The sequence below is a fragment of the Streptomyces sp. NPDC002446 genome (assembly GCF_053595675.1).
Genome location: NZ_JBSFYC010000001.1, coordinates 1 through 26,462 on the forward strand (window position 1 = coordinate 1; position 26,462 = coordinate 26,462).

Annotated in this window: 26 protein-coding genes and 3 pseudogenes; 13 read left to right on the forward strand and 16 right to left on the reverse strand. The window is 70.4% G+C overall.

Annotation, left to right across the window (positions count from 1 at the left end; genetic code table 11):
* Positions 1 to 159: 159 nt before the first annotated feature.
* From ACWD6P_RS00005 to ACWD6P_RS00015, 3 genes are all read right to left on the reverse strand, one after another.
* Entirely contained in the window at positions 160 to 408 is a 249-nt protein-coding gene (locus ACWD6P_RS00005; protein WP_451441666.1) for a DUF7848 domain-containing protein, read from the reverse strand.
* Positions 405 to 647, reverse strand: coding sequence for a hypothetical protein (locus tag ACWD6P_RS00010; RefSeq protein ID WP_451441667.1), 243 nt, complete (start codon positions 645 to 647; stop codon positions 405 to 407). The genes ACWD6P_RS00005 and ACWD6P_RS00010 overlap by 4 nt, the downstream gene beginning before the upstream one ends.
* Positions 648 to 840: 193 nt before the next feature.
* Positions 841 to 1,158, reverse strand: coding sequence for a hypothetical protein (locus ACWD6P_RS00015; protein WP_451441668.1), 318 nt, complete (start codon positions 1,156 to 1,158; stop codon positions 841 to 843).
* A 255-nt stretch (positions 1,159 to 1,413) separates the two neighbouring features.
* Between ACWD6P_RS00015 and ACWD6P_RS00020 the strand changes: the two genes are divergently transcribed.
* Positions 1,414 to 2,286 (forward strand): helix-turn-helix domain-containing protein, encoded by an 873-nt coding sequence (locus ACWD6P_RS00020; protein WP_451441669.1) that lies wholly within the window; start codon positions 1,414 to 1,416, stop codon positions 2,284 to 2,286.
* A complete protein-coding gene (locus tag ACWD6P_RS00025; RefSeq protein ID WP_451441670.1) occupies positions 2,283 to 2,594 on the forward strand; it encodes a DUF397 domain-containing protein in 312 nt (103 codons plus the stop codon). The genes ACWD6P_RS00020 and ACWD6P_RS00025 overlap by 4 nt, the downstream gene beginning before the upstream one ends.
* Before the next feature lie 80 nt (positions 2,595 to 2,674).
* Here ACWD6P_RS00025 and ACWD6P_RS00030 read toward each other — a convergent pair.
* Both ACWD6P_RS00030 and ACWD6P_RS00035 read right to left on the reverse strand, forming a co-directional pair.
* A pseudogene (locus ACWD6P_RS00030) lies at positions 2,675 to 2,828 on the reverse strand (haloacid dehalogenase); the annotation flags it as partial.
* Positions 2,829 to 2,978: 150 nt separating this feature from the next.
* Positions 2,979 to 3,214: pseudogene (locus ACWD6P_RS00035) on the reverse strand (DUF6879 family protein); the annotation flags it as partial.
* A gap of 66 nt (positions 3,215 to 3,280) precedes the next feature.
* On the opposite strand from ACWD6P_RS00035, the pseudogene ACWD6P_RS00040 reads away from it, so the two are divergent.
* A pseudogene (locus tag ACWD6P_RS00040) lies at positions 3,281 to 4,060 on the forward strand (transposase).
* A gap of 436 nt (positions 4,061 to 4,496) precedes the next feature.
* Here ACWD6P_RS00040 and ACWD6P_RS00045 read toward each other — a convergent pair.
* The 3 genes from ACWD6P_RS00045 to ACWD6P_RS00055 form a co-directional block, all read right to left on the reverse strand.
* Positions 4,497 to 4,820: a hypothetical protein gene (locus ACWD6P_RS00045; RefSeq protein ID WP_451441671.1), complete on the reverse strand. Its 324-nt coding sequence runs from the start codon at positions 4,818 to 4,820 to the stop codon at positions 4,497 to 4,499.
* Between the two features lie 276 nt (positions 4,821 to 5,096).
* Positions 5,097 to 5,366, reverse strand: coding sequence for a DUF6879 family protein (locus ACWD6P_RS00050; protein WP_451441672.1), 270 nt, complete (start codon positions 5,364 to 5,366; stop codon positions 5,097 to 5,099).
* Positions 5,350 to 5,556: a hypothetical protein gene (locus tag ACWD6P_RS00055; protein ID WP_451441963.1), complete on the reverse strand. Its 207-nt coding sequence runs from the start codon at positions 5,554 to 5,556 to the stop codon at positions 5,350 to 5,352. The genes ACWD6P_RS00050 and ACWD6P_RS00055 overlap by 17 nt, the downstream gene beginning before the upstream one ends.
* Before the next feature lie 330 nt (positions 5,557 to 5,886).
* Here ACWD6P_RS00055 and ACWD6P_RS00060 point away from each other — a divergent pair, with 330 nt between their 5' ends.
* Positions 5,887 to 6,372, forward strand: a complete 486-nt coding sequence (locus ACWD6P_RS00060; RefSeq protein ID WP_451441964.1) for a GNAT family N-acetyltransferase — start codon at positions 5,887 to 5,889, stop codon at positions 6,370 to 6,372.
* Positions 6,373 to 6,441: 69 nt separating this feature from the next.
* Here ACWD6P_RS00060 and ACWD6P_RS00065 read toward each other — a convergent pair whose 3' ends face one another.
* On the reverse strand, positions 6,442 to 7,302 hold the full coding sequence (locus tag ACWD6P_RS00065; RefSeq protein WP_451441965.1) for a sugar phosphate isomerase/epimerase family protein: 861 nt from the start codon (positions 7,300 to 7,302) through the stop codon (positions 6,442 to 6,444).
* A 215-nt stretch (positions 7,303 to 7,517) separates the two neighbouring features.
* Here ACWD6P_RS00065 and ACWD6P_RS00070 point away from each other — a divergent pair, with 215 nt between their 5' ends.
* From ACWD6P_RS00070 to ACWD6P_RS00090, 5 genes are all read left to right on the forward strand, one after another.
* Entirely contained in the window at positions 7,518 to 8,669 is a 1,152-nt protein-coding gene (locus ACWD6P_RS00070; RefSeq protein WP_451441673.1) for a Gfo/Idh/MocA family protein, read from the forward strand.
* A gap of 59 nt (positions 8,670 to 8,728) precedes the next feature.
* Complete coding sequence (locus tag ACWD6P_RS00075; protein ID WP_451441674.1) at positions 8,729 to 9,829, forward strand: dihydrodipicolinate synthase family protein; 1,101 nt, start codon at positions 8,729 to 8,731, stop codon at positions 9,827 to 9,829.
* Positions 9,826 to 10,707 (forward strand): sugar phosphate isomerase/epimerase family protein, encoded by an 882-nt coding sequence (locus ACWD6P_RS00080; RefSeq protein ID WP_451441675.1) that lies wholly within the window; start codon positions 9,826 to 9,828, stop codon positions 10,705 to 10,707. Before ACWD6P_RS00075 ends, ACWD6P_RS00080 begins: the two co-directional genes overlap by 4 nt.
* A 233-nt stretch (positions 10,708 to 10,940) precedes the next feature.
* A complete protein-coding gene (gene recD2, locus ACWD6P_RS00085) occupies positions 10,941 to 13,151 on the forward strand; it encodes an SF1B family DNA helicase RecD2 (protein ID WP_451441676.1) in 2,211 nt (736 codons plus the stop codon).
* Between the two features lie 164 nt (positions 13,152 to 13,315).
* On the forward strand, positions 13,316 to 14,617 hold the full coding sequence (locus ACWD6P_RS00090) for a citrate synthase (protein ID WP_451441677.1): 1,302 nt from the start codon (positions 13,316 to 13,318) through the stop codon (positions 14,615 to 14,617).
* Between the two features lie 605 nt (positions 14,618 to 15,222).
* On the opposite strand, the gene ACWD6P_RS00095 is transcribed toward ACWD6P_RS00090, so the two are convergent.
* Positions 15,223 to 15,510, reverse strand: a complete 288-nt coding sequence (locus tag ACWD6P_RS00095; protein ID WP_451441678.1) for a heavy-metal-associated domain-containing protein — start codon at positions 15,508 to 15,510, stop codon at positions 15,223 to 15,225.
* A 180-nt stretch (positions 15,511 to 15,690) separates the two neighbouring features.
* Here ACWD6P_RS00095 and ACWD6P_RS00100 point away from each other — a divergent pair, with 180 nt between their 5' ends.
* On the forward strand, positions 15,691 to 16,314 hold the full coding sequence (locus ACWD6P_RS00100) for a DedA family protein (protein WP_451441679.1): 624 nt from the start codon (positions 15,691 to 15,693) through the stop codon (positions 16,312 to 16,314).
* Between the two features lie 4 nt (positions 16,315 to 16,318).
* On the opposite strand, the gene ACWD6P_RS00105 is transcribed toward ACWD6P_RS00100, so the two are convergent.
* Positions 16,319 to 17,365 (reverse strand): Gfo/Idh/MocA family protein, encoded by a 1,047-nt coding sequence (locus tag ACWD6P_RS00105; protein ID WP_451441680.1) that lies wholly within the window; start codon positions 17,363 to 17,365, stop codon positions 16,319 to 16,321.
* Positions 17,366 to 17,635: 270 nt separating this feature from the next.
* On the opposite strand from ACWD6P_RS00105, the gene ACWD6P_RS00110 reads away from it, so the two are divergent.
* Positions 17,636 to 18,679 (forward strand): LacI family DNA-binding transcriptional regulator, encoded by a 1,044-nt coding sequence (locus ACWD6P_RS00110; RefSeq protein ID WP_451441681.1) that lies wholly within the window; start codon positions 17,636 to 17,638, stop codon positions 18,677 to 18,679.
* 22 nt (positions 18,680 to 18,701) lie between these two features.
* Here the strand turns inward: ACWD6P_RS00110 and ACWD6P_RS00115 are convergent, their stop codons facing one another.
* The 5 genes from ACWD6P_RS00115 to ACWD6P_RS00135 all read right to left on the reverse strand — a co-directional run bounded on the left by ACWD6P_RS00115 (position 18,702) and on the right by ACWD6P_RS00135 (position 23,957).
* The gene (locus ACWD6P_RS00115) at positions 18,702 to 19,637 is read right to left on the reverse strand and encodes a 2-dehydropantoate 2-reductase (RefSeq protein ID WP_451441682.1); all 936 of its coding nucleotides are present in this window, start codon (positions 19,635 to 19,637) and stop codon (positions 18,702 to 18,704) included.
* Between the two features lie 108 nt (positions 19,638 to 19,745).
* Positions 19,746 to 19,940: a MerR family transcriptional regulator gene (locus ACWD6P_RS00120; RefSeq protein ID WP_451441683.1), complete on the reverse strand. Its 195-nt coding sequence runs from the start codon at positions 19,938 to 19,940 to the stop codon at positions 19,746 to 19,748.
* Positions 19,941 to 20,162: 222 nt separating this feature from the next.
* The gene (locus tag ACWD6P_RS00125; RefSeq protein WP_451441684.1) at positions 20,163 to 21,602 is read right to left on the reverse strand and encodes a sugar porter family MFS transporter; all 1,440 of its coding nucleotides are present in this window, start codon (positions 21,600 to 21,602) and stop codon (positions 20,163 to 20,165) included.
* Between the two features lie 280 nt (positions 21,603 to 21,882).
* Positions 21,883 to 22,902 (reverse strand): Gfo/Idh/MocA family protein, encoded by a 1,020-nt coding sequence (locus ACWD6P_RS00130; RefSeq protein ID WP_451441685.1) that lies wholly within the window; start codon positions 22,900 to 22,902, stop codon positions 21,883 to 21,885.
* A 134-nt stretch (positions 22,903 to 23,036) separates the two neighbouring features.
* Positions 23,037 to 23,957, reverse strand: coding sequence for a sugar phosphate isomerase/epimerase family protein (locus ACWD6P_RS00135; protein ID WP_451441686.1), 921 nt, complete (start codon positions 23,955 to 23,957; stop codon positions 23,037 to 23,039).
* Positions 23,958 to 24,490: 533 nt separating this feature from the next.
* Between ACWD6P_RS00135 and iolC the strand changes: the two genes are divergently transcribed.
* Entirely contained in the window at positions 24,491 to 25,483 is a 993-nt protein-coding gene (iolC, locus tag ACWD6P_RS00140; RefSeq protein WP_451441687.1) for a 5-dehydro-2-deoxygluconokinase, read from the forward strand.
* A 91-nt stretch (positions 25,484 to 25,574) separates the two neighbouring features.
* A complete protein-coding gene (locus ACWD6P_RS00145; RefSeq protein WP_451441688.1) occupies positions 25,575 to 26,462 on the forward strand; it encodes a Cgl0159 family (beta/alpha)8-fold protein in 888 nt (295 codons plus the stop codon).

Genomic DNA, 26,462 nt, shown 5'->3' on the forward strand with positions numbered 1-26,462 from the left:
CTCGTCCCCTCCCCCCTCCGCCGCCCAGCGCCCGCCCCCCCCCCCCCCCCACCCCCGCCACCCACCCCCGCCACCCACCCCCGCCACCCACCCCCGCCGTGCATGCGGATGGCCCCGGCTCTCTCGGGGGTGAGAGCCGGGGCCGAGGACCGGCCTGGCCTACCTCGCGGGAGGAGTGCCGTCGGCCGCCGCGTTGGTCATGTAGGCGGTGAAGAGCTGGAATCCCTTCATCTCGAATCGCCTGTCCCCGGTGAGCCCTGCATGCTGGAGACACCACCCCTGCGCTTCATCGGCAGACGAGGTATCGACGCAACGTTCCCCGCAGTCCAGACACTCACCGACGAACCGCAGCGCCGTCTCTGAATCAGCCGCCAGCGTCCACTCGGCGAACCGATATCGCGCCCTCATGCTGCCCCCTCCCGGTGGTCCGGAGCGTCGCCTGTCGCCTGTGCGGCATCGATGCACTCGGCGAGACCACGCAGCATCTCCGCCAGCTCCTCCTCGCTCAGCTCATCCATCCACGCCGTACGGGCCTTGACCTCCGCCCGCATGTGATCGAGCTGCCGATACAGCTCCCGATACCTGGCATGCCGGTTCCACGCTTCCTCAGCCCAGTCGCGCACCCGCGACCACACACCCGCTCTCACGACCGCACCGCCTTCGCGTGGGGGTGACGGCTGATCTCGACGCTGCAGTCGATCGCCTTCGACGCGTCCCCGACAGCCCGCGCCGCCGCACGCTGCCCGGCCAAGGCCATGCACACATCGCACCCGGCAACCGGCTCAGGCTCCGCTACCGGAACCGGGTCCATCAGGTGTACAGGGCGGCAATTGCGGGGCATCAGCCCACCACCTCCACACCATGGACCCAACGCGGCCCCGCGTCGTACCCATGCACCGCCAGCCACAACGCCCGCCGCCGCCCACGCTGCAACCGCCGCTCCTGCCGCTCCTCGGGAGTCAGGACGTACGGACGGATCAGGTGCACGTCCTCGCCACGCAACAGCCCCTGCTGCCGTACGGGAATGCGGGGAAGCGCGACCGCCGGTGTGCCCGCGCGCCCAACGGGGGGCAGTGCGCCGGCGGACCGGTGACGCCCTCGCGCGGGCAGTAATAGCCGCAACAGCAGTTCGAAGATCCACGCGCTATGTTTGCGCATGTCGTCAACCTCCTACCGGTTGATGGCCACGCCCCCGGATCGTCGCCACGGTCGCGGGGGTCTCTACGTGGCCGGATTCGCAATCACTGTGGCGCTTCACCCGCCGAGCGACAACGGAATCTGCGATGAATCACCCACTGCATGGAAACTGGCACATGCCCGAACTGACGCAATGACTGGTGTAGCGAACGGTTGCCGTGCCATGCTGCGCAAATCGCCGCGAGTAACAGGCAGTTGAGCCGGGAAGGCAGACAGATGGCGGCACCGCACAGGCCAACAGCACGACGTATCGCACTCGGGCATGAACTGCGCGAGCTGCGAAAGCGGGCAGGGCTCAGTCTCCAGGAGGCTGTGCAAGGGCTCTCGTTCAGCGACACGAAGCTGCAACGGGTCGAGACCGGACTCCAGGATCTGCGCAGCGCAGGTGACTTGCGCAAGCTTCTGGACCGCTACGACGTCACCGACGACGAGGAAATCGAAAGGCTGGTGGAGACCCAGCGGGAGGCGTCCAGTCGGGAGTGGTGGACACCTGCCGCCTCGGAACTGACTTCAGGGATGCCACGGTTTCTCGGGATCGAGGCAGCGGCACAGGAGATCCGGGCCTACCACCCGACCATCATCCTGGGACTGTTGCAGACCGAGGCTTACGCCCGCACGCGGCACGAGAGCGCCAAGCCCATCGACGAGACCACGACGGAATTCGTTGATCAGAGCGTACAGGTGAGGATGAGGCGAAAGGAGGCCCTGACCCGGGACGATGATCCACTGCGGCTGTGGGCTGTCCTCTGCGAATCGGCCCTGAGGCACATCGTCGGCGACGTCGACCTGATGCGCGAGCAGTACGACGAGGTCGCCAAGCTGGCCGCGCTGGACAACGTGACCGTGCAGGTGCTTCCCCAGGCTATGCGGGGCTACCTGTTCGAGCACAACTTCAGCATCTTGATCCTCGGCGACACCATGCCGACGACAATTCAGGTGGACACCGCGTTCGGCGCAACGTCCATCTCTGACAAGCGCCGAGAAGTCGGTCGTTTCTCACGGCAGTTCGAGGCGCTGTCAAGGTCGGCCCTGCCTCCCGAGGACACTCCGAAGTTCCTGCACCAACTATCCCGAGAGATCACAGCATGACCACCAACGCCCACACCCTGACGGCCAAAGACCTCATCGGCGCCGACTGGTTCAAGTCCTCCTACAGCGGCAACGGCAACAACTGTGTGGAGGTCGCCATCCTGACGGCCGAAGACCTCATCGGCGCGGACTGGTTCAAGTCTTCCTACAGTGGCAACGGCCAGAACTGCCTGGAAGTCGCCAACGACTTCCCGGGCGTCATCCCTGTCCGCGACAGCAAGGATCCGGACGGACCGGCGTTGATCTTCCCCGCAGGCGACTGGTCATCGTTCGTGTCAGCCGTCAAGCGGGGACAGTTCTCCGTCTGAACCGACCCGCAGCACCCCGGAATGGTCGGCCCCCGTCGCCCGGCGGGGGCCGTTGCTGTGTCGGCACGGCGCCGACCCCGTCAGCGCTCTGTCACGTTGAACTTCGCAATCGCCTGCGGAAGCTCCGCCAGCGACTCGATCCGGAACGTCGGCAGTTTGCGCGCCTCCGGGGTGTTCCATTGGATGGTGGCCCACGGCCCACGGCCCGCGGTGCACGAGAGCGGTGTGCATTCCGATGTCTGCGTGATCCTCACCCCGTCCGCGTACCGTTGGGCCAATGAGGACGCGGTGGGCGTGGTCGAGACCCTGACCGAGCTCACCGGACACCCGATCCGCCGGCGCTTCAGCATGGCCGCCAGCTCCAGACCGGACTGGTCAAGCTGGTCAGGCTCGATGGCCACCGTCCATGTACTCCTCGAAGGGAACCGACTCTGCTACCGCTATCCGCTGGTATTCGATGAACGGGGACACATCCCCTTCGAAGACCTCGCGATTGATCTGCCGGCCGTCCGCTCATAGTTCATGAGCACGACTTCTGCGCGATCGAACATCCAGAAGTCCTGAACCCCTTCAAGGGGGTTGGACCGATTGGTCACGTCGAGGATGCGGATGTCGTCTCCGACCTGAACATGCACCTCGTAAAACCTGTCTCGTAACTCTGGATCAGGTGCGGCGTTGAGCTGGTCGTGCAGGTTGTCACGGCTCAACGCCATGAGCTCATAGAGGTGTTCACTGGGCTCCGCCTGCGCCAGTTCCAGCGTCTGGTGCGGGCTGTCCACCGCAACGGTGGCCGGGCTCTGGACCCGGACCGGCCGGGCCGCCCATGGGCACTGCCCCTGGAGGACCGCGTCCTGCTCGTGGCGATGTACTGCCGCACGAACCTCACCATGCGCCAGCTCGCCCCGCTCTTCGGGATCTCCCCCGCGGCCGTCGGCCGGATCATCGGCCGGCACGGTCCCCTGCTGGCCCTGGCCCCGGGCAGGCGAAAGCCCGGACGGCACCACATCCTCATCGTGGACGGCACGCTGGTGCCCACGAGAGACCGGACGGTGTCGGCCTCGTCGAAGAACTACCGCTACTCGGCGAACCTCCAGGTCCTGATCAAAGCGGACACCCGGGTAGTACTGGCCGTCGGCCGGCCGCTGCCAGGCAACCGAAACGACTGCACCGCCTTCGCCGAGTCCGGCATCAAAGACGCCTGCGGCAACGCGACCGTCCTCGCCGACGGCGGCTACCAGGGCACTGGCGTCCTGATGCCCCACCGTCGCCAGGCCGGGCAGAACCGGCTGCCCGACTGGAAGGAACAGCACAACACCTCCCACCGGCGGGTACGCGCCCGCGTCGAGCACGCCTTCGCGCGCATGAAGAACTAGAAGATCCTGCGTGACTGCCGTCTGAAAGGTGACGGCGTCTGGTGGGCCACCAGTGGCGTCGCTCACATGCACAATCTCGCCCTCAGCCACTGATCACAGCGTCACGAGACAAGCTTTAGGGTTCTGCCTCGGCTGCTGACCCCTCTTCCGTTGGCGACGCGAGCGGTGGTTCACATGCCAGACGTTATTGCTGGGTTTGGGCCATAGCACCTGGTCGGCGCCCGAATGGGTTCCCGGTCAGGGTGGAGCAGGGTGAGGGAGGAGGGTTTCCGTGGGGTGCGTCAAGCGCCGGCTCTGGGACCAGCGCCCCCTGCGGGCTAGCCCCCCCGGGGGCGCTGGACATTCTGCGGCGCACTGCACCGCGATGCGAACTACCGGCGGGGCGGTCGCTTAGGTCTGCCGGGCTGGCTACTCGGCTGCTTCGGTGCGTCGAAGCTCGACTGCGGTCACCGTGGTTGCTGTACTCCGCTGCTGTACAGCACGTCACGTCGCCATCCGCCGCTGTTGCTATCAGCTACCGCTCGTTCCTTTAGAGGCTGCCGCCACCAAAAGTCTCGCCCATATAGCGGCCGCCGGTGAGGTTTCCGTCCTTGTCCTTTTGGCTTTCCGTCTGCTGGATCGACTTGATGATGCCTCCGATAGTGGCGTGTTCGTCGTCACGCCGGAGACTCCCCTCGGAGACCATGGAAGAGCTGAACTCCTTGCCCAGGGCCTTTTCCAACCTCTTGTAGTCGTCATCGCTCTTGACCATGTACTTGAGGTTCATCGGGTCAGAGTTGACGGCCTCTGGCCTGCATCCGAGCACCTCTGCGACTACCTTGTACACCCGTGTCCTGATGGTCGGGTCAGTCATTGTGTGGCCCTTTCTTGACTGCCGCCCCAAGATTGGGGAACGGTCACTCCCCTGCCTACCCAACACGGACCGTAGTCGCCAGCCGTGTTAGACCGAATGGCACCTTCTCAGGGTGGCTTCATGACCAGGCGGTTTTCAGTTGCAGATCAAAAGCCCTCCCTGCGGCGGCATTCACGCGTAGTGGGCGCGTCACTTCCCTTCAAAGGTTGGTCTCGTGACCAACGCTCGGTCAGGTCGTCCCAAGGCAGCGCACGACCACGGGTTACGAGACGCGCTTTAGTAACGGGTGAACTCGAACCTCAGGTAGTCAGAGAGCGGCTGCGTCACGATGTGCACCCGGCCGTTGCTCTTCCCCTCGGTGCGCTGACGAGAGACGCGTTCTGTGTACGGGGAAGCCGCGTACGGGGTCAGGGGCCGGCCCTCGCGGAAGGTCGCGAACTCTTGCGCCTCCTGCGGCATGAGGTACTGCGGCAGCACCTCAAGCCGCCATGCCTCTTGCTTGATGTCCGCGAACCGACGACGCCACTCGTCACCATCCAAGAGCACGTACAGCCTCCCTGAGCACTTCTTCCGGGATCTCCACCAGGGCCTCGCCGGACGGCGGCGTGAATTCCTCAGAAACGCTTCCCTGGACGACGAGCGAACCGCGTGCTGTCCGGTAGGCGTTCGGGCAATCTTCATCACCGCAGGTTCCGTTGCCGTTGTCGGTGAGCCGGGTAAGTTCCTCCCGCACCATGCTGAAACCCTCTTGCGTATGCCCCTGGTTGGGCCTGTCGGTCACGACCATACGAGGCGCCTGAAGCGGCGTCTATGCAGGAACGCGGCTATGCGCGTCCTCGCATAAACCCAGGTGAACAGCTGCCCAGTGCTGTGACCGGGAAGGTTCACCGAGTGGGGGCGTGGTGGTGGATGACGTCGCGGGGCGGCTGTGGGGGTGCTTCGAAATCATTGGACGCCCTTTGGGTCAGCCGGCGAGCATTCGTAGGTGGCAGATGAAGCCGATTACGGGGGGCCGTTCAGGCGGAGCCCGAAGTGCATACGTTTTGTCGAGCTGTCCGGCGGGGCGATGTCCGCTTTGCTCGATGGTGACCTGTCCGAAGCCGGCAGGATCGCCGGGGTTTCGCTGACCGAGTACTTCGTGACCGACAGAGCACGGTGGCTATGGCGGTTCCGGCTCGAGCAGATGGCCGCCGATCCCGGCCGGGCGCGGTGGATGGTGCGACAAGCTGTCGTCGGTGACAAGGGTCTCGTCGTCGGACATGCCGGGTTCCACGGACCGCCTGATGAGGTCGGCATGGTCGAGATCGGCTACTCCGTTGCTCCCGACTTCCGTCGCCAGGGATATGCCCGATCCGCGCTGATCGAGTTGCTCCGCCGGGCAGCGGCCGAAACCGCAGTCACGACTGTGCGGGCGACGATCAGCCCCAGCAACGTGGCCTCCCTGGCCACGATCTCGGGCTTCGGCTTTGTTGAGGTCGGAGAGCAGTGGGATGAGGAGGACGGTCGTGAACTCGTCTTCGAGGTTCCTGCCCGCCGGGTTCCACCCGCTTGATGCGAAGATCCACGGCATAACGCTCCAACCCCACGACCACCAACCCGGCGAACCTATGCGGTCACGGCGCTAGTCGGCCGTGCCATCAAGAAGCCGCTGCAGGTGCGCCCGCCCCGGGGCCAGGAGGGCGGGCAGGGCCGGGGCGTCGGGGTGCCAGCGCTTTTCGTACTCCCAGCAGAGCCAGCCGCCCGAGCCCTGGTCGTAGACGCCCTCCGGGGTGGGCACGGGGCCCGCCACGCCCCCGGGGCCCGGTACGAGCGTGGACAGGACGGCGGCCAGCGGCACGGCGCCGGCGCCCAGCGGAACCGGGGCGGTGTCGCACGCCGAGGCGACGTCCTTGACCTGGACGTAGCCCAGGTGCGGGGCGAGCGCGGCATGGGTGGCGACGGGCTCCTCACCGCCCAGCCAGCTGTGCAGCACATCCCACAGCGCGCCGACGTTCCGATGGCCCACGGGGCCCAGGATCCGGGCGGCGGCCGCGCCCGTACGGTGCGAGTCATGGGTCTCCAGCAGGACCCGGACGCCGCGGTCCGCCGCGAGCGGGGCCACCGCGGCGAGCCGACGGGCGGCATCCGCCTCGGCGTCGGCCGCCGGCCGGTCACCCCCTCCCGGGAACACCCGCACATAGGGCGCACCCAGATCGGCGGCGAGCAACACCAGCTCGCTCAGCTCATGGGCCAGCTCCTCCTCGCCCGCCGCGTCCCGCGCGGCGGCGACCCGGGCGTATCCGGCGACGGCCAGCACCTCGACACCGGCGTCGGCGAACTGGCCGCGCACCGCCGCCCGTTCCCGCATCCCGAGCAGCGGATGCACCGGCTCCTCCGGATGGGCGCGCAGCTCCACCCCCTGGTAGCCGGCCGCCATGGCCAGCCGCAGCACCTCGGCCACCGGCATGCCCGGCACCCCGAGAGTGGAGAACGCAAAACGCATCGCCGGCGCACCGCCGCCGCCCGCGCGGTCTGTACTGCCCATGCCGGACTCCTCCTTGCGCACACCGACGCCCCCGCACCACGCTAACGCGGGCCACCGACAACGCAGCGGGCGCCGCGGCTTCGCGGCTCCGCGTCAACGATGGGCTAGCCTCCGGCCACAGCGGGGGCCGCGCCACGACCACGGATCACGATTCCCACCCGAGAGGGGCGACCGTGACTCGCACGACCGTACGCATCGCCATGAACGGCGTGACCGGACGCATGGGCTACCGCCAGCATCTGGTCCGCTCCGTCCTCGCCCTGCGCGAACAGGGCGGCCTCGAACTGGCCGACGGGACGGTGATCTGGCCCGAGCCCGTCCTCGTGGGACGCTCCCCGCACCGGCTGCGGGCGCTGGCCGAACGCCACGGCCTGAAGGAGTGGAGCTGCGACCTCGACACCGTACTGGCCGACGAGACCATCGCCGTCTACTTCGACGCCCAGATCACCGCCGCCCGCCAGGACGCCGTGAAGAAGGCGATCGCCGCCGGCAAGCACCTGTACGTCGAGAAGCCCACCGCGAGCGGCCTCGCCGGCGCCCTGGAGCTGGCCCGGCTGGCCCGCGACGCCGGCGTCAAGAACGGCGTCGTCCAGGACAAGCTCTTCCTGCCCGGCCTGCGCAAGCTCCGCCGCCTCGTCGAGGGCGGATTCTTCGGCCGCGTCCTGTCCGTACGCGGCGAGTTCGGCTACTGGGTCTTCGAGGGCGACTGGCAGCAGGCGCAGCGCCCCTCGTGGAACTACCGCGCCGAGGACGGCGGCGGCATCGCGGCCGACATGTTCCCGCACTGGGAGTACGTCCTGCACGAGCTGTTCGGGCCGGTGCGCACCGTCCAGGCCCGGCTCGCCACACATCTCCCGCGCCGCTGGGACGAGTCGGGCACCCCGTACGACGCCACCGCCGACGACGCCGCCTACGGCATCTTCGAACTGGCCGGCGGCGTCGTCGCGCAGATCAACTCCTCCTGGGCGGTGCGGGTGCACCGCGACGAGCTGGTGGAGTTCCAGGTGGACGGCACCGAGGGCTCGGCTGTGGCCGGCCTGCGCCGCTGCCGCATCCAGCACCGCTCCGCCACCCCCCGGCCGGTCTGGGACCCGGACGTGCCGACGTCCGAGACCTTCCGCGACCAGTGGCAGGAGGTCCCCGACAACGCCGTCTTCGACAACGCCTTCAAGACCCAGTGGGAGCTGTTCCTGCGGCATGTCGTACGTGACGGTCCCTGGCGCTGGGATCTGGCCGCAGGCGCCCGGGGGGTCCAACTGGCCGAACTGGGGCTGCGGTCGTCGGCGGAGGGCCGCCGGCTGGACGTACCGGAGTTGAGCCTGTGAACCCGCCGGAGCCGTCGTCCGAGCCGCCCGTTGGAGGGGCCTACCCTTCGCCGCCCCCGTTGCGCTCCCGTACCGTCTACGCCGCCGCCCATGTCGTCGCCGACCCGCTCGCCGACACCACCCCGGACGGCCCCGCCGCCCTCGATTGGGACGCCACCCTCGCCTTCCGCCACCACCTGTGGTCGCACGGCCTGGGCGTGGCCGAGGCGATGGACACCGCCCAGCGCGGCATGGGCCTGGACTGGCCCGCCGCCGCCGAGCTCATCCGGCGCACCGGCGCCGAGGCACGGGCGGCCGGCGGCCGGCTCGCCTGCGGGGCCGGCACCGACCAACTGCCGCCCCACGGAGCCGGACTGGCCGACGTACGCGCCGCGTACGAGGAGCAGCTCGCCCTCGTCGAGGACGCCGGCGCCCGCCCGGTCCTCATGGCGTCCCGCCAGCTCGCCGCGGCCGCCACCGGACCCGACGACTACCTGGAGCTCTACGGCGGCCTGCTGCGCCAGAGCACCCGGCCGGTCATCCTGCACTGGCTCGGCCCGGTGTTCGACCCCGCGCTGACCGGCTACTGGGGCAGCGCGGACCTCGACGCCGCCACGGAGACGGTCCTCGGCATCATCGCCGAACAGCCCGCCAAGGTGGACGGCGTCAAGGTCTCCCTCCTGGACGCCGACCGGGAGGTACGGCTGCGCCGCCGCCTCCCGCCCACAGTGCGCTGCTACACAGGCGACGACTTCCACTACCCCGAGCTGATCGCCGGCGACGACCACGGCTTCAGCCACGCGCTGCTGGGCGTCTTCGACCCGCTCGCCCCCCTGGCCGCCGGCGCCGTACGCCACCTCGACGCGGGCGGCCCCGAAGGCACCGCCGCCTTCCGCGCCGCCCTGGAGCCCACCGTCGCCCTCGCCCGCCACCTCTTCCGGGCCCCCACCCGCCACTACAAGACCGGTGTCGTCCTGCTGGCCTGGCTGGCGGGCCACCAGTCGCACTTCACCATGGTCGGCGGCCTGCAGTCGGCCCGCTCCCTGCCGCATCTGCGCCGCGCCTACGAACTGGCCCTCGGGCTGGGCCTGTTCCCGGACCCGGAGCTGGCCGCCGCCCGGATGCGCACCCTCCTCGCGCTCCACGGCGCCGAGCACCCGGCACGGGAGGAAGCCCCATGACCGGCGGCACCACTCCCGGCGCCCTCCTCGACCGGCTGAGCCTCAACCAGCAGACCATCAGGCAGTGGTCGCTGCCCGACCTGGCCAACGGGTGCGCGCGGGCGGGAGTCGGGGGCGTGGGCCTGTGGCGCGCCCCCGTGCAGGAGTACGGGGTGGGCGCGGCCGCCCGGCTCGTACGGGACGCCGGACTGCGGGTCACCAGCCTGTGCCGGGGCGGGTTCTTCACCGCCGTGGACCCCCGCCGGCGGGCGGCGGCCCTGGACGACAACCGGGCGGCCCTGGACGAGGCGGCCGCCCTGGGGACCGACACGCTCGTGCTGGTCTCCGGCGGGCTCCCCGAAGGCAGCCGGGACCTGCCCGGCGCCCGGGAACGCATCGCGGACGCGCTGGCCGAACTGGCGCCGTACGCCGCCGAGCGCGCCGTACGGCTGGCGATCGAACCACTGCACCCCATGTACGCGGCGGACCGCTGCGTGGTCTCCACCCTCGCGCAGGCACTCGACCTCGCCGAACGGTTCCCCGCCGACCAGGTGGGCGTCGTCGTGGACACCTACCACCTGTGGTGGGACGACACGGTCGGCGCGCAGATCGACCGCGCACAGGGCGCCGGCCGGGGCACCGGAGCCGGCCGGGGCGCGCGGATCGCGGCCTTCCAGCTCGCCGACTGGGTCACCCCGCTGCCCGAGGGCGTCCTCGTGGGACGCGGGCAGCTCGGCGACGGTTCGGTGGACCTGCGGTGGTTTCGCGAACGGGTCGAGGCGGCCGGCTACCGGGGGCCGGTCGAGGTGGAGATCTTCAACCCGGCACTGTGGGCGCGGGACGGCGCCGACGTGCTGGCCGAGGTCGTGGCGCGCTTCAGGGCCCACGTCGCCGGATGAACGGAATTCGTACATCGGGTGACGGTGAAATAACTCTGCGGATGCGCGCAACCGTTGGCGTCCGGCGGGGGTCATAGCTGACGCTGGTCCCGACGTGGGGGAGGGATCCGGGGGGATCCGGGGCCGGCGTGGAGGGGGAATCGAGGGGCCCGGCCATCGGACGGGCCCCTCGATAGTGCCGGGGGCGTCCCGGCGCCGCCCGCGGTGTCAGACCCCGGCGGTACCGTCGGGTCATGGTCAACGCAGCCGTGGTGGAAGGGGTCCTGGAGCGGATCACCTACGCCAACGAGGAGAGCGGCTACACCGTCGCGCGGGTCGACACCGGCCGCGGCGCGGGAGATCTGCTGACCGTCGTCGGCGCGCTGCTCGGGGCGCAGGTGGGGGAGTCGCTGCGGATGGAGGGCCGCTGGGGCTCGCACCCGCAGTACGGCAAGCAGTTCACGGTCGAGAACTACACCACCGTCCTGCCCGCGACGATCCAGGGCATCCGCCGCTACCTCGGCTCCGGCCTGGTCAAGGGCATCGGCCCGGTCTTCGCCGACCGCATCACCCAGCACTTCGGCGTGGACACCCTCGACATCATCGAACACGAGCCGAAGCGCCTCATCGAGGTGCCCGGCCTCGGCCCCAAGCGCACCAAGAAGATCGCCGACGCCTGGGAGGAGCAGAAGGCCATCAAGGAGGTCATGGTCTTCCTCCAGGGCGTCGGGGTGTCCACCTCCATCGCGGTGCGGATCTACAAGAAGTACGGCGACGCCTCCATCTCCGTCGTCCGCAACCAGCCCTACCGCCTCGCCGCGGACGTGTGGGGCATCGGCTTCCTGACCGCCGACCGCATCGCCCAGTCCGTCGGCATCCCGCACGACAGCCCCGACCGGGTCAAGGCGGGCCTGCAGTACGCCCTGTCGCAGTCCACCGACCAGGGCCACTGCTTCCTGCCCGAGGAGCAACTGATCGCGGACGCGGTGAAGTTGCTCCAGGTGGACACCGGCCTGGTCATCGACTGCCTGGGCGAGCTGGCCGCGGACCCGGAGGGGGTGGTCCGCGAGAAGGTGCCGGGAGACCGGGACGGTGCGCCGGTCACCGCCGTCTATCTGGTGCCGTTCCACCGCGCCGAGATCTCGCTGGCCGGCCGGCTGACCCGGCTGCTGCGCACGGACGAGGACCGGATGCCGGCGTTCCGGGACGTGGCCTGGGACAAGGCGCTGGCCTGGCTGGCGCGGCGTACGGGAGCCGAGCTGGCGCCCGAGCAGCAGCAGGCGGTGCGGCTGGCGCTGACGGAGAAGGTCGCGGTGCTCACGGGCGGGCCGGGCTGCGGCAAGTCCTTCACGGTCCGCTCCGTGGTCGAGCTGGCCCGCGCCAAGAACGCCAAGGTGGTGCTGGCGGCGCCGACGGGCCGGGCCGCCAAGCGGCTCTCGGAGCTGACCGGCGCGGAGGCCTCCACGGTCCACCGCCTCCTGGAGCTCAAGCCGGGCGGGGACGCCGCCTACGACGCCGAGCGGCCGCTGGACGCCGATCTGGTGGTCGTCGACGAGGCCTCCATGCTGGATCTGCTGCTGGCCAACAAGCTCGTCAAGGCGGTGCCGCCGGGCGCCCATCTGCTGCTGGTGGGGGACGTCGACCAGCTGCCGTCGGTGGGCGCCGGAGAGGTGCTGCGGGATCTGCTGGCCGAGCCCGGCCCGGTGCCGGCCGTCCGGCTGACGAGGATCTTCCGGCAGGCCCAGCAGTCCGGAGTGGTCACCAACGCCCACCGGATCAACTCCGGCGTCCCCCCGCTGACGACCGGGCTGACCGACTTCTTCCTGTTCGTGGAGGAGGACAATGAGGAGGCCGGACGGCTGACGGTCGACGTCGCGGCCCGCCGGATCCCGGCGAAGTTCGGCCTCGACCCGCGCCGGGACGTCCAGGTGCTGACCCCGATGCACCGCGGCCCGGCCGGTGCGGGCGCCCTGAACGGCCTGCTCCAGCAGGCCGTCACCCCCGCCCGCCCCGATCTGCCCGAGCGCCGCTTCGGAGGCCGGGTCTTCCGCGTCGGCGACAAGGTCACCCAGATCAGAAACAACTACGAAAAGGGCCGCAACGGCGTCTTCAACGGGACGGTGGGCGTGGTCACGGCCCTGGACTCCGACGAGCAGCGGCTGACGGTGCTCACCGACGAGGACGAGGAGGTGCCCTACGACTTCGACGAACTGGACGAACTCGCTCACGCCTATGCCGTGACGATCCACCGCTCGCAGGGTAGTGAGTATCCAGCGGTGGTGATTCCGGTCACCACAAGTGCCTGGATGATGCTGCAGCGCAATCTGTTGTATACCGCCGTCACCCGGGCAAAGCGATTGGTGGTGCTGGTCGGCTCCCGGAAGGCCCTGGGGCAGGCCGTGCGCACGGTATCCGCCGGTCGGCGGTGTACTGCCCTGGCTCACCGGCTCGCCGGGGCGATGTGATGCCACTCCTCTTTCCCAATCGGGGCGAAGGGGAGCAGGATGGACACTCACGCGGCACTCAGTGCCGTAATGAGGCCCTATGGCCGACCCCGAGTGCACATCCAAGGTCCAAATGGGGGAAGGTATAGGCAGTCAGGGCACCTCGAAGAAGAGGCACAACGTCGGTGAGGGATGACGTGAGCGACAACTCTGTAGTACTGCGTTACGGGGACGGCGAATACAGCTACCCGGTCGTCGACAGCACCGTCGGCGACAAGGGCTTCGATATCTCGAAGCTGCGCGCCCAGACCGGTCTGGTGACCCTGGACTCCGGTTACGGCAACACCGCGGCGTATAAATCCGCGATCACCTATCTCGATGGTGAGCAGGGAATTCTTCGTTACCGCGGGTACCCGATCGAGCAGCTTGCAGAGCGCAGCACGTTCGTCGAGACCGCGTACCTCCTGATCAACGGTGAGCTGCCCACCGTTGACCAGCTGTCGGCCTTCAAGCAGGACATCACGTACCACACCCTGCTCCACGAGGACGTCAAGCGCTTCTACGACGGCTTCCCCCGGGACGCCCACCCGATGGCGATGCTGTCGTCGGTGGTCAGCGCGCTGTCGACGTTCTACCAGGACAGCCACAACCCGTTCGACGAGCAGCAGCGCCACATCTCCACGATCCGGCTGCTGGCCAAGCTCCCGACGATCGCGGCGTACGCCTACAAGAAGTCGGTCGGCCACCCGGTCGTCTACCCGAGCAACGACCTCGGGTACGTCGAGAACTTCCTGCGGATGACCTTCTCGGTGCCCGCCGCCCAGTACGACCTCGACCCGGTCGTGGTCGGCGCCCTGGACAAGCTGCTGATCCTGCACGCCGACCACGAGCAGAACTGCTCGACCTCCACGGTCCGCCTGGTCGGCTCCTCGCAGGCGAACCTCTTCGCCTCGATCTCGGCCGGCATCAACGCCCTGTGGGGCCCCCTGCACGGCGGCGCCAACCAGTCCGTGCTGGAGATGCTCGAGGGCATCCAGGCCACCGGCGGCGACGTCGACTCCTTCATCCGCAAGGTGAAGAACAAGGAAGACGGCGTGAAGCTCATGGGCTTCGGGCACCGCGTCTACAAGAACTTCGACCCCCGGGCGAAGATCATCAAGGCGGCGGCGCACGATGTCCTCTCCGCACTCGGCAAGTCCGACGAGCTGCTGGACATCGCCCTCAAGCTGGAGGAGCACGCGCTGTCCGACGACTACTTCGTCGAGCGCAAGCTCTACCCCAACGTGGACTTCTACACCGGCCTGATCTACCGGGCCATGGGCTTCCCCACCGAGATGTTCACCGTGCTCTTCGCGCTCGGCCGGCTGCCCGGCTGGATCGCCCAGTGGCACGAGATGATCAAGGAGCCCGGTTCCCGCATCGGCCGTCCGCGGCAGATCTACACCGGTGTCATCGAGCGCGACTTCGTGCCGGTCGAGCAGCGCTGAGGCTCGCTCGTCCCGAGCCCCTGAAAAGGCGAAAAGCGCCCCGCCTCCGGATCCCCCCACGGGTCCAGAGTGCGGGGCGCTTCCCATATCCCGGTTGGATTCCCCCCACGGGATCCGTCCGGGCGCTCCGGGTTGCACCGCGCTCTGCCGGGACGCGCACATCGGGAGGGCCGCTCAAAGCTCCCCGGGCACGTCGCCCCGGCCACGCGTAGCCGGGCACGATCCCCCAAGATCAGCACGGCTGTTGCAGTGCAAGCCCCGCCGGGGTGCCTGCACTGCACGGTTAGACTCGCGACCCCCCTCAATGGTTACGTTCCAAGAAGTGTGATCTGGGTCTCTTGCCATATGGGGGCGAATGCGGTCAAGGGCCACGATCTGGAGATCGGGGCCCGGGGGTATGGGTGTTGTGTCCCGAGGTGGTGGCGTTGTGCCGGTTGTAAAGACCGTGTGAATGTTCGAGTTCCCGCAGCCTCACTGAAAACGCCCCCGGAGAGACGGGACACCCTTCCGCGCGACCGTAAGTGCGAGCGCGAGTGCGAGCGCGGGCCGCGCCGCCGTCGCCGACGGCAACGCGGCCCGCGCCTCGACCGGGGGTGGCGGCAGGGTCAGGCCGCCTGCCCCACGAGCTCATAGCCGGCCTCGTCCACGGCCGCCCGCACCGCCTCGTCGTCCAGGGGGGCCTTGGAGACCACGGTCACCAGGCCGGTGGCCGCGACCGCCCGCACCGAGCTGACGCCGGCGATCTCGCCGATCTCGGACGACACCGCACCCTCGCAGTGGCCGCAGGTCATACCGGTGACCTTGTACGTGGTGGTCACCTCGCCGACCTGGACATCGGTGCCGCCGGAGTGGCAGGAGCCTGCCGGGGTGCAGCAGGAGCTGTTCTCGGTCATGGGGGATTCTCCTCGTGGTGCCGGTGTGTGGTGCTCGAACCGTGGTGCCGATGGTAAACACTTTATACCCCTGGGGGGTATCGATCCAGTGCCGCGCCGCGCCCATCGCGTTGCCGTCGGCCCCACCGCGCGTCAGCCTTGGGTAAACGGACCTCGGGGCGGATCCGAGGAGGCGCCCGGATGGACGTGCTCGCCCTCTACGGCCTACTGGTGCTCACCACGCTGCCGCCACTGGTCCCCAACTCCGCCCTGCTCGTCTCCGCCGGCGTGCTCGCCTCCAGAGGAGAACTGTTCCTCCCCCAGGTCCTGCTGGTCGTGGCCGGCAGCGCCCTGCTGGGAGACCTGCTGATGTACCTCGCCGCGCGGCGCTTCGGCGGACCCGTACGGGACTGGATGCGCCGCAACCCCCGCCGCCGGGTGCTGCTGGAGTGGACCTCACAGCAGATCCAGCGCTACGGCGTGCCGTTCGTCATCGCCGTCCGGTTCCTGCCCAGCGGACGGATCGCCGGGGCGCTGGCCTCCGGGGTGCTGCGCTACCCGCTGCGCAAATACCTGCTCGGCGCCGGCATCGCCGAGGCCACCTGGGCGACCTACTCGGTCGGCCTCGGCTACCTCGGCAGCGCGGCCGCCCACAACCGCCTCTACGCCGCCGGAATCGGCCTGGGCGTCTCCTGCGCGGTCGCCGCGGTCGGCACCGCGATCCAGTGGGCGGCCCGCCGCCGGGCACTGCGGCAACGGCCCCAGGGCGGCGACGAGCGGGACGAGGGGCGCGACGACCGGACCTCGTCCACCGCGGCCGCCTGAGCGCTCACCCGTCCGGCCGTACCCGGCCGGCCGCGTCCCGGACGTCCGCGTCCCGGACGTCCGCGACGGCGACCGGTGCGCCGGTCCGCCGCGAGCGCTCGCACGCCTCGGCGACATACAGCGCCTCCAGGGCCTCCGCGGGCGAACACGGGCTCGGCGCACGGCCCGCGGCGACCTCGACGAAGACGCCCAGCTCGGTGACGTACGCATCGTGGAAGCGCTCCATGAACGTGGCGTACGGGTCGGCCGCCCGCCGCCACGACAGCTCCGGCTCCGCGGACGGCAGCGGCGCGCGGTCGTCCAGTCCCACGAAGCGGGCGCCCTCGGAGCCGCAGACCTCCAGCCGGACGTCGTGGCCCGCACCGTTGTAGCGGGTCGCGGTCACCGTCGCCAGCGTGTCGTCGTCGAAGCGCAGCAGCGCCGCACAGGTGTCGACATCGTCGCCCTCGGTGAAGAAGGACGCGCCCCGGTTGGCGCCCTGGGCGTAGACCGAGACCACCTCGCGGCCGGTGAGCCAGCGCAGGATGTCGAAGTCATGGATGGAGCAGTCCCGGAAGAGACCCCCGGAGGTGGGGATATAGCCGGCCGGCGGCGGGGTCCGGTCGCTGGTGCAGGCGCGCAGCGTGTGCAGCCAGCCCAGCTCGCCGGAGCGCAGCGCCTCCCGCGCGGCGCGGTAGCCCGCGTCGAAGCGGCGCTGGAAGCCGATCTGTACGGGGACGGTGCCGGCCCGCGCCCGCTCCACCACGCCGACGGTGCCCGGGACGTCCAGCGCCACCGGCTTCTCGCAGAAGACCGGCACACCGGCGTCCAGGGCCTGGTGGATCAGCGCGGCGTGCGCGCTGGTCGCCGCGGTGATCACCACGCCGTCCAGGTCCTCCGCGTACATCTCCGTGATGCCCGCGGCAGCCCGTACGCCCAGGGTCTTTGCCAGCGAGGCGGCCCGTGCGGGGTCGGCGTCCGCGACCACGAGGCCGGTGACGCCCGGGACGCTCTGGAGGGTCGCGGCGTGGAACGCGCCGATACGCCCGGTGCCGATGAGGCCGATCTTCATGCTCGGTCCTTCCAGGGAGGGGGAGGGGAGGCGGAGGAGTGTGGGAGTGGGGGAGGGGATGCGGGAGAGGGGGTGCGGGAGAGGGCTTACGGGAGGGGGGGCGGGCTGCGGGCACGGGCGCATGGGAGCGCCGAATTGGAACGGTCCAAAGCCGCCGTACCGGGCACCCTGCACGCCCCGATGTCCGCAAGTCAACCCCCATGCCCCCATGCAGAAGGGCAAGGACGCCCGCATTGACGCCCGCCCGCGCCGATGGAAGGATCCCCCGACATGGAACGGTCCAACGAGCCCGCCGACGGCCGGCGACCCCCGACGATCCGAGGCGTCGCCGAGCGCGCCGGCGTCTCCAAGTCGCTGGTCTCGCTCGTCCTGCAGGGCTCCCCGCGGGTCAGCGACGCCAAGCGGCAGGCCGTCCTGGACGCCATCGACGAGCTGGGCTACCGGCCCAACGCCGCCGCCCGCAGCCTGGTCGCACGCCGCACGCACACCGTCGGCGTGCTGCTCAACGACATGCGCAACCCCTGGTTCGTCGACGTCCTCGACGGCCTGAACTCGCTGCTGCAGGCGCACGGCCTGCGGATGCTGATGGCCGACGGCCGGCTCGACCGCCGGGCCGGCCGGGACTTCGCCCGCACCTTCCAGGAGCTACGCGTCGACGGCCTCGCCGTCGTCGGCACGCTCCCGGACACCGACGGGCTCGCCGAGGCCGCCGAGCGGCTGCCCACCGTCATCGCGGGCAACCACGAACCGCGGCTGCCCCGCGTCGACATCATCGCCAACGACGACGAACGCGGCGCCCGGCTCGCCACCGAGCACCTCCTCTCCCTCGGCCACCGGCGCATCGCCCACATCGCAGGGCAGGGGCTCGTCGGCGAACTGCGCCGGCGCGGCTTCGAGGCCGCCGTACGCGCCCACGGCCGGACCGCCGAGGCCGTCGTGGAGCACGGCGACGGGACCGAGGAGGGCGGCTACCGGGCCGCGATACGGCTGCTCAACCCCTCGCGCGGGGCCGAACGTCCCACCGCCGTCTTCGCGTTCAACGACATCTCCGGCATCGGCGCGCTCTCCGCCGCCCAGGAACTGGGGCTGTCCGTGCCCGCCGACCTCTCCCTCGTCGGCTACGACAACACCTACCTCGCCCGCATCCGCCACCTCTGGCTGAACTCGGTGAACAACGCCAGCCACGAGGTCGGCCGCCGGGCGGCGCGCTGCCTCCTGGACCGCATGGAGCGCCCGGACACGCCCGCAGGACATCAACTCGTCGCCCCGGAACTGGAGATCAGAGGATCGACGGCGCCGCCCCGCCCCGTCTGACCGGCCCTCCCGCGGCGCGGCCTCAAGAAGGCGAGGCTGCCCGCTCGCCCCGCAGCTCGCGGTCCACCGCCCGCAGCAGCGTCAGCAGCATCCCGTTCAACGGCGTCGCGATGCCGTTCCGTTCGCCCGCCCGGACCACTGCGCCCGTGATGAACTCATGCTCCAGCGGACGGCCGGCCAGCCGGTCGTAGAGCATCGACGAGCCGCCCTCCGGCGGCGCCGTGGCGTACAGCTCCAGGGTCCTGGCGATGTCCTCGTCGCCGATGTCCGCGCCCTCCGCACGGGCGACCGCGGCCGCCTCGGACAGCAGATCACGGGTGAGTGCGGCCATCTCCGGATCGACGAAGACGCCCATCCGCTGCTGCAGGAGGGCGGTGATCGGGTTGGCCGCGAGATTGGTGAACAGCTTGCGCCAGGCGGCCGTGGTGAAGTCCCGCACCGGATGCACCCGCAGCCCCGTACCGTCCAGCACGGCGGCGAACCGGTCCGCCAACGGGCCCTCGGGAACGTGCAGTTCACTGGCCACATGGTGCAGGATCCGGCCGGGCGCGGTGCGCTCCGCCGAGATGTAGACGACGGTGGGGAGGATCTCGGTGCCCCGGGGAACGAACGGGGCGACGCGCTCCTCCTGGTCGATCCCGTTCTGGAGCACCGCGACCGCGGTGCCCGGGCCGCACAGCCGCCGCAGCCAGCCCTCGGCGCCCGCGGTGTCCTGCGCCTTGGTGGTCAGCAGCACCCAGTCGACCGGCGTCACCCGCGCCGGGTCCGTGACGACCCGTACCGCCGCGGTCCGGGCCTCGCCGCCGCTCTCGACGGTGAGAACCTCCAGCGGGCTGCGTACGCACAAGGTCACATCGAGGCCGGCCCACCGGGTCAGGGCGGCGGTGTAGCCACCGATCGCGCCGGCACCGATCACCGCGATCCGGGCGGGCGCCGCGGCCCGGGATGTCTGGGGCATACCACGATCGTAGAGCCACGCGCCCCGCCCGGACGGGCACCCGGCGCGGCGCGGCCCGGGCCCCGGCGGCCTGCCCGCGCCGGGGTCCGGAAGCCCGCCCGGGCGGCTTCAGCGCCGGCCGCCCTGGCCGGGCCGCTGAGCCACCCATGCTCTGACCGTGTCGGCGAACCAGTACGGTCTTCCGCCCTCCACCAGATCCGGGTCCGGCAACAGCCCGTGCTTGCGGTACGAGCGCACGGTGTCCGGCTGCACCCGGATGTGCGCGGCGATCTCCTTGTACGACCAGAGCCTGCGGTCGGTCATCCCTGCACCTCCTGAGCGCCGTACGCAGGGTCGGCCCAAAGGCGCCGGTGGGGCCCGCGTACGGCCTGGCGATCACTCACCCTGTGCGCGGACAACGACACCGAGTGACCGTCAGGGAGGGGCTGTTGACCGACTGTGACGGAATGTCCGCGAGGTGGTGACGGCTGTGACGCGCGCGGGACGGACTCCTGAACGTCAGCAGCCCTGCCCGCCGACAACCCGTCAGCTCGACTTCTCCGCCGCCCCCGCCGCCCCTGCTGCCCCCGCCGCCTTCCGCAGCTCATGCTCCAGATCCTCCAGCGCCAGCCCCTTCGTCTCCGGCGCGTACCGCTGGCAGAAGACCAGGGACAGTACGCACATCCCGCCGAAGAACCAGAACGTGACGCTGGCACCGGCCGCATCGAGCAGCACCGGGAAGACCAGCGCGACCGCGAAGTTGACCACCCACATCACGAACACCGCGGCCCCCATCGCCAGCCCGCGGACCCCGAGCGGGAACATCTCGGCGAGCAGCAGCCACACACCCGTGTTCAACGTGGCCTGCATGAAGGCCATGTAGAGCACCATCAGACCGAGGACGAGGGCGCTGACCGCGGTGGAGTGCGGAAGGCGGAAGGACGCCCCGAGCAGGGCGAGCGAGACGGTCATCCCGGCCAGACCGGTGATCAGCAGGGGCCGCCGCCCGACCCGGTCGATCAGCGACATCCCGATCGCGGTGGCGATCACGGAGACGGCACCGACGGCGATGGTGGCGGTGATCGAGGCCCCGGTGCCCAGCCCCGTCGACGCCAGGATCTTGGGAGCGAAGTACACCACGGCATTGACCCCGGTGATCTGCTGAACGGCCGCCAGCCCGATGCCCACCAGCAGCAGGCGCCGCACCCAGGGCGTACGCAGCTGCTGCCAGGCACCGCGCCGGGCGCCCGCCGCCAGGCTGCGGGCCCGGTCGATACGGGCCAGCTCGGCGGGGACGTCCTCGGCAGGCAGCGTACGGCGCAGCACCCGTGCCGCGTCGTCCGGCCGGCCCTTGCTGATGTACCAGCGCGGGGTGTCGGGCAGGAAGAACAGGCCGGCGAAGAGCGCCACCGCCGGCAGCGCGGCCAGGCCCAGCATCCAGCGCCAGGCCTCCCACTGCGCCAGGACGGCGTTGATCAGGTAGGCGAGCAGCTGACCGCTGACGATCATCAGCGAATTGAACGAGACCAGCCGGCCGCGGACGTGCGGGGGCGCGATCTCCGAGAGGTAGAGCGGGGTGATGACGGAGGCGCTGCCGACGGCGAGGCCGAGCACGAAACGCGCCGCCGTCATCACGAGGACGGTGGGCGACAGCGCCACCGCCAGCGCGCCGCCGACGAACACCGCGCCCGCCCACAGCAGGGAGTTGCGCCGGCCCAGCGCATCGGACATCCGGCCGCCGATCAGCGAACCGAAGGCCGCGCCGATCAGCAGCGCGCTGGTGATGACGCCCTCGCCCAGCGACGTGAGGCCGAAGTGGACCTCCATGAAAGGGAGCGCGCCGGAGATCACTCCGGTGTCGTAGCCGAAGAGGGCGCCACCGAGGGCGGCGATGGCGGCGATGCCGACGATGAAACGCCTGGCGCGGCGGGACGGCCCCGGGTCGCGCGGACCGGCGGTCGCCGCCCGGCTGGTCAAGGCGGCCATCGTCAGCTCCGGCCGCGGTCGGGGCGTATGGGACGGAGCGCGACGGCGCCCGGCGCGAGCAGCATGGTTACGGAACCTTTCGGGGGATCAGGGGATCAGGAGATCAGAGGCACATGCGGAGACGGCGGATCAGAAGCGCATGCCGGGACGGCGAACGGCGGCGGCTCGGCGGCTCGGCGAGCCTCGCTACCGGGACGGCGAACGGCGTCCCGGCGGCTCGGTGAGCGGCGCCACCGGTACAGCGAACGGCGGCGCGGCGGCTCGCGCTCGCTGAGCGGCGCTACCGGTACAGCGCCGGACGCTCGATCAGCTCGACCGGTACCCGCTCGCCGCTGGCCTGGGCGAGCACACCCGCCTCGCACACCGCCGCCGCCGCATAGCCGTCCCAGCAGCTGGGCCCCTCGACCTCGCCGCGCCGCGTGGCGTTCACCCAGTGCTGCACCTGCCGGTCGTAGGCCTGCTCGAAGCGCTCCACGAAGCCGGGGGTGATGGTGCCGCCCCAGTGGCCCGCGGTGTTGGTGAACACCCCGTGGTCGTCACCGATCCTGGCGGTGCCGCCCTCGCAGACCGCCTCGCAGCTGACCTGGTAGCCGAAGCCGCAGTTGACGAAGAGTTCGGTGTCCACGACCTGGCCGCCCGCGGTCTCGAAGAGGATCAGCTGCGGGTCGCTCAGGCCCTCGGGCGCGTTCCCGGTGGGCGCCGGACGCAGCACCCGCACCGCCGTGATCTCCTCCTCCAGCAGCCAGCGGGTCACATCGATCTCATGCACCACCGAGTCGTTGATCATCATCGCGTTGGTGAAGCCGGGCGGGGTGTCGGCGTTGCGGTGCTTGTTGTGCAGCATCAGCGGGCGCCCGTAAGTCCCCTGGTCCAGAAGGGACTTGAGGGTGCGGTAGTCGGCGTCGTAGCGACGCATGAAGCCCACCTGCACACGGCGGTGGCCCAGCGCCCGCTCGGCTTCCAGGACGCGCAGCGCGGAGGCGGCGTCCGGCGTCAGCGGCTTCTCGCACAGGACGGGCAGATCGCGCGCGAAGGCCTCCATCAGGGCCGCCTCGTGCGCGGGGCCCGGTGAGGCGATCAGTACGGCGTCGACCGCGGGGTCGTCCATGGCGGCGGCCGGATCGGTGTAGGGGGTACAGCCCTCGATACCGCCGGCGAGGTGCTTGACCCGCGCCGCGTCGATGTCGACCACCGCCGCCACCCGGGCGCCGCTGATCACCTCGTTGATCCGGCGTACGTGGTCGGCGCCCATCCGGCCGGTGCCGATGACCGCCACACCGAGCGTTCCGTACGAAGTCATGTCGTCCTCAGGTCCTTACGTCGACAGAGTGCTACAGGACAGACTGCTACAGCGTGTGATATACCCTGGGAACTGATTACTCTCCGTAATCGTTGCCGGGGATATGAGGAGGCGTCGCGAGGCGAAGGGCCGGCTCAGGCCCCGCAGGAGCGCAGGAAGCGCCGCGTGCGCTCGGCGATGGGGAAGGGGCGGTCGGGCGGGCAGGGGTACATGTCCTGCTCGACGATGGCGAAGAGGTCGACGTCCAGCTCCTGCGCGGCCGCCAGGACGGGCGGCAGCGCGGGCACCCCGAGCGGCGGTTCGCACATCACGCCCTGCTTGACCGCCGGGCCGAACGGCGTGCCCTTGGCGACGACGTCGCTGAGGATGTCCGGGTCCACCTGCTTGAGGTGGAGGTAGCCGATCCGCTCGCCGTAGGTGCGGATCAGCTTGACGCTGTCCCCGCCGCAGTAGGCGTAATGGCCGGTGTCCAGGCAGAGGTTGACCAGATCGGAGTCGGTCACGTGCAGGAACCGCTCGACGTGCTCCTCGGTGTCGATGTGGGTGTCAGCGTGCGGGTGTACGACGATGTCCAGCCCGAACTCGTCCCGTACGCGCTTGCCCAGCCGCTCCATGCCGGTCGTCAGGTGCTTCCACTGCTCGACGGTGAGCTCGCGCGGTTCGAGCTCCTCGGCGGTCTTGTCGTCCCGCCAGAAGGAGGGGATGACGACCAGGTGCTTGGCGCCCATGGCCTGGGTGAGGGTGGCGACCTCGGAGACGTGCGTCCAGGTCTTGTCCCAGACGGACGGGCCGTGGTGCATCGAGGTGAAGATCGTGCCGGCCGAGACCTTCAGGCTGCGGCGGGCGATCTCCTCGTGCAGGACGGCCGGGTCGGTGGGGAGGTAGCCGTACGGGCCGAGTTCGATCCACTCGTAGCCGGCCTCGGCGACCTCGTCCAGGAAGCGCTGCCAGGGGACCTGCTGGTCGTCGTCGGGGAACCACACTCCCCAGGAGTCGGGTGCGGAACCGACGCGGATGCGGTCCAGAACGCGGGGGGCGGCATGGGGAACGGACATGCTGCGGCTCTCCTCTCGCCGGTCGGCGGTGACCGGGAGGCGCTGGGCGGGGTTGTGGGGCACAGCCTCTCTGGCGTCCCGGGGAGTGTCAAGACTTCGTCCTGACATAAGGACTTAAGGACTTAAGGGCTGAAGGGCTTTGTGACCGCGGGAGTGCGCCGGGGGCGTGTCGGAAGTGCCCCGGGGGTGTGTCGGGAGTGTGCCGGGGCGTGTGGGGTGCGGTTCCGCGAGCCGGGCGTTCCGGCGGTCGATAGTGCGCCGGGGTGTGTGAGGTGCGGTTCCGGGACCCGGGCGTCCCGGTGGTCGATTGGTCCGGTCTGTGGTGGTCCATGTGCCGTGTGCCGTGTGCTGTTCCGTACGGCATCCGGCCCCCGGGCGGGTATGAGTCGACTTCTTGACGTCAGAATGTAAGGACAAATTGTTGACAGGGTCTGATGCTCACCGTTAGACCTTTGCTCAGGGCCGCACCGCAGAACCCGCCGAACCGCCGAACCCGCCCATCCCGCCGCGCCGGCCGACCCGAAGGGGCGCATATGACCGAGCCGTACGACCTGATCACCATGGGTCGCATCGGAGTTGACATCTATCCGCTGCAGATGGGTGTGCCGCTGGCGCAGGTGGAGACGTTCGGGAAGTTCCTCGGGGGCTCGGCCACGAACGTCGCGGTGGCCGCGGCCCGGCTCGGCCGCCGCAGTGCGGTCATCAGCCGCACCGGACGTGATCCGTTCGGGGACTACGTCCATCAGGCGCTGCGTGACTTCGGCGTGGACGACCGCTGGGTGACGCCGGTGGACGCCTATCCGACGCCGGTCACGTTCTGCGAGATCTTCCCGCCGGACGACTTCCCGCTCTACTTCTACCGCCGCCCCAAAGCCCCCGACCTGGTCATTCACCCCGAGGAACTGGACCTGGACGCCATCGCGGCCGCCCGGATCTTCTGGGTCACCGGTACGGGGCTGTGCGAGGAGCCCAGCCGCGGCGCCACGCTCGCCGCGCTCCGGGCCCGCGCCAAGGCGGGCACGACCGTCTTCGACCTGGACTGGCGGCCGATGTTCTGGGGCGGTGAGGGCGGCGCCTCCGGGGACGGCGGGGCGAGCGGACCCGCGGCGATGGCCGCCGCCCGCCCGTATTACGAAGCCGCCCTGCGGCACGCCACCGTGGCGGTCGGCAATGTGGACGAGGCCGAGGTCGCCACCGGGCTGCGCGAGCCGGAGAAGTGCGCCCGGGCGCTGCTGGAGATGGGTGTCGAGCTCGCCGTCATCAAGCAGGGGCCCAAGGGCGTGCTCGCCGTGCACCGCGACGGCCGCACCGCCGAGGTCCCGCCCACCCCCGTCGAGGTCGTCAACGGGCTCGGCGCCGGGGACTCGTTCGGCGGGTCGCTGTGTCACGGGCTGCTCTCCGGCTGGGAGCTGGAGCCGATGATGCGGTACGCCAACGCCGCGGGCGCCATCGTCGCCTCCCGTCTGGCCTGCTCCTCCGCGATGCCCACGGCCGATGAGGTCGAGGCGTTCCTCGCGGGGCGGTAGCCCCACGGCGTTGCCGGCCGCCGGACGGCCCGGGCCGGCGGCGCGCCGCACCCCCCGCCCCACCTGTGCACTCAAGAAGGTGAGTTGAGCCTTGACCCCTCGGATCAGTGACCTGGCGACGCTGCGGGCCCGGAACCCCGGAGCCGTTGCGGAGGCCGCCGCCCGCCGCACCCGCCGTCCGCTCATCGGCGACAGCGGCCGGCTGATGATCGTCGCCGCCGATCACCCGGCACGCGGCGCGCTCGCCGTCGGTGACCGGCAGCTGGCCATGGCCAACCGCCTCGACCTGCTCGAACGCCTGGTCCTGGCGCTGTCGCGGCCCGGTGTGGACGGGGTGCTCGCCACCGCGGACATCCTGGAGGACCTGCTGCTGCTCGGCGCGCTCGACGGCAAGGTGGTGATGGGTTCGATGAACCGGGGCGGCATCGCGGGCGCCTCGTTCGAGATGGACGACCGGTTCACCGGGCACCGGCCGCAGGACCTGGCCCGGCTGCGCTTCGACGCGGGCAAGCTGCTGCTGCGGATCGACTACGACGACCCGGGCTCGCTGACCACGCTGGAGGCCACCGCCCGTGCGATCGACGCGATGGCCGCGCTGCAACTGCCCGTATTCGTCGAGCCGTTCCTCTCCTCCCGAAGAGACGGCAAGGTCCGCAACGACCTGAGCCCCGAGGCCGTGACCCGCTCCGTCGCCATCGCCTCCGGCCTCGGCGGCACCTCCGCGTACACCTGGCTCAAGCTGCCGGTCACCGAGGACGCCGACGCGATGGCGCGGGTGTGCGAGACCACCACCCTGCCGACCGTGCTGCTCGGCGGCGACATCGGCACCACCGTCCAGGACCAGGAGGCCGCCTACGAGAAGTGGCGCAAGGCGCTGCGGCTGCCGACCGTGCAGGGCCTGGTCGTCGGGCGCTCGCTGCTCTACCCGGCCGACGGGGACGTCGCGGCGGCCGTGGACACCGCCGTGGGCCTGCTGTGA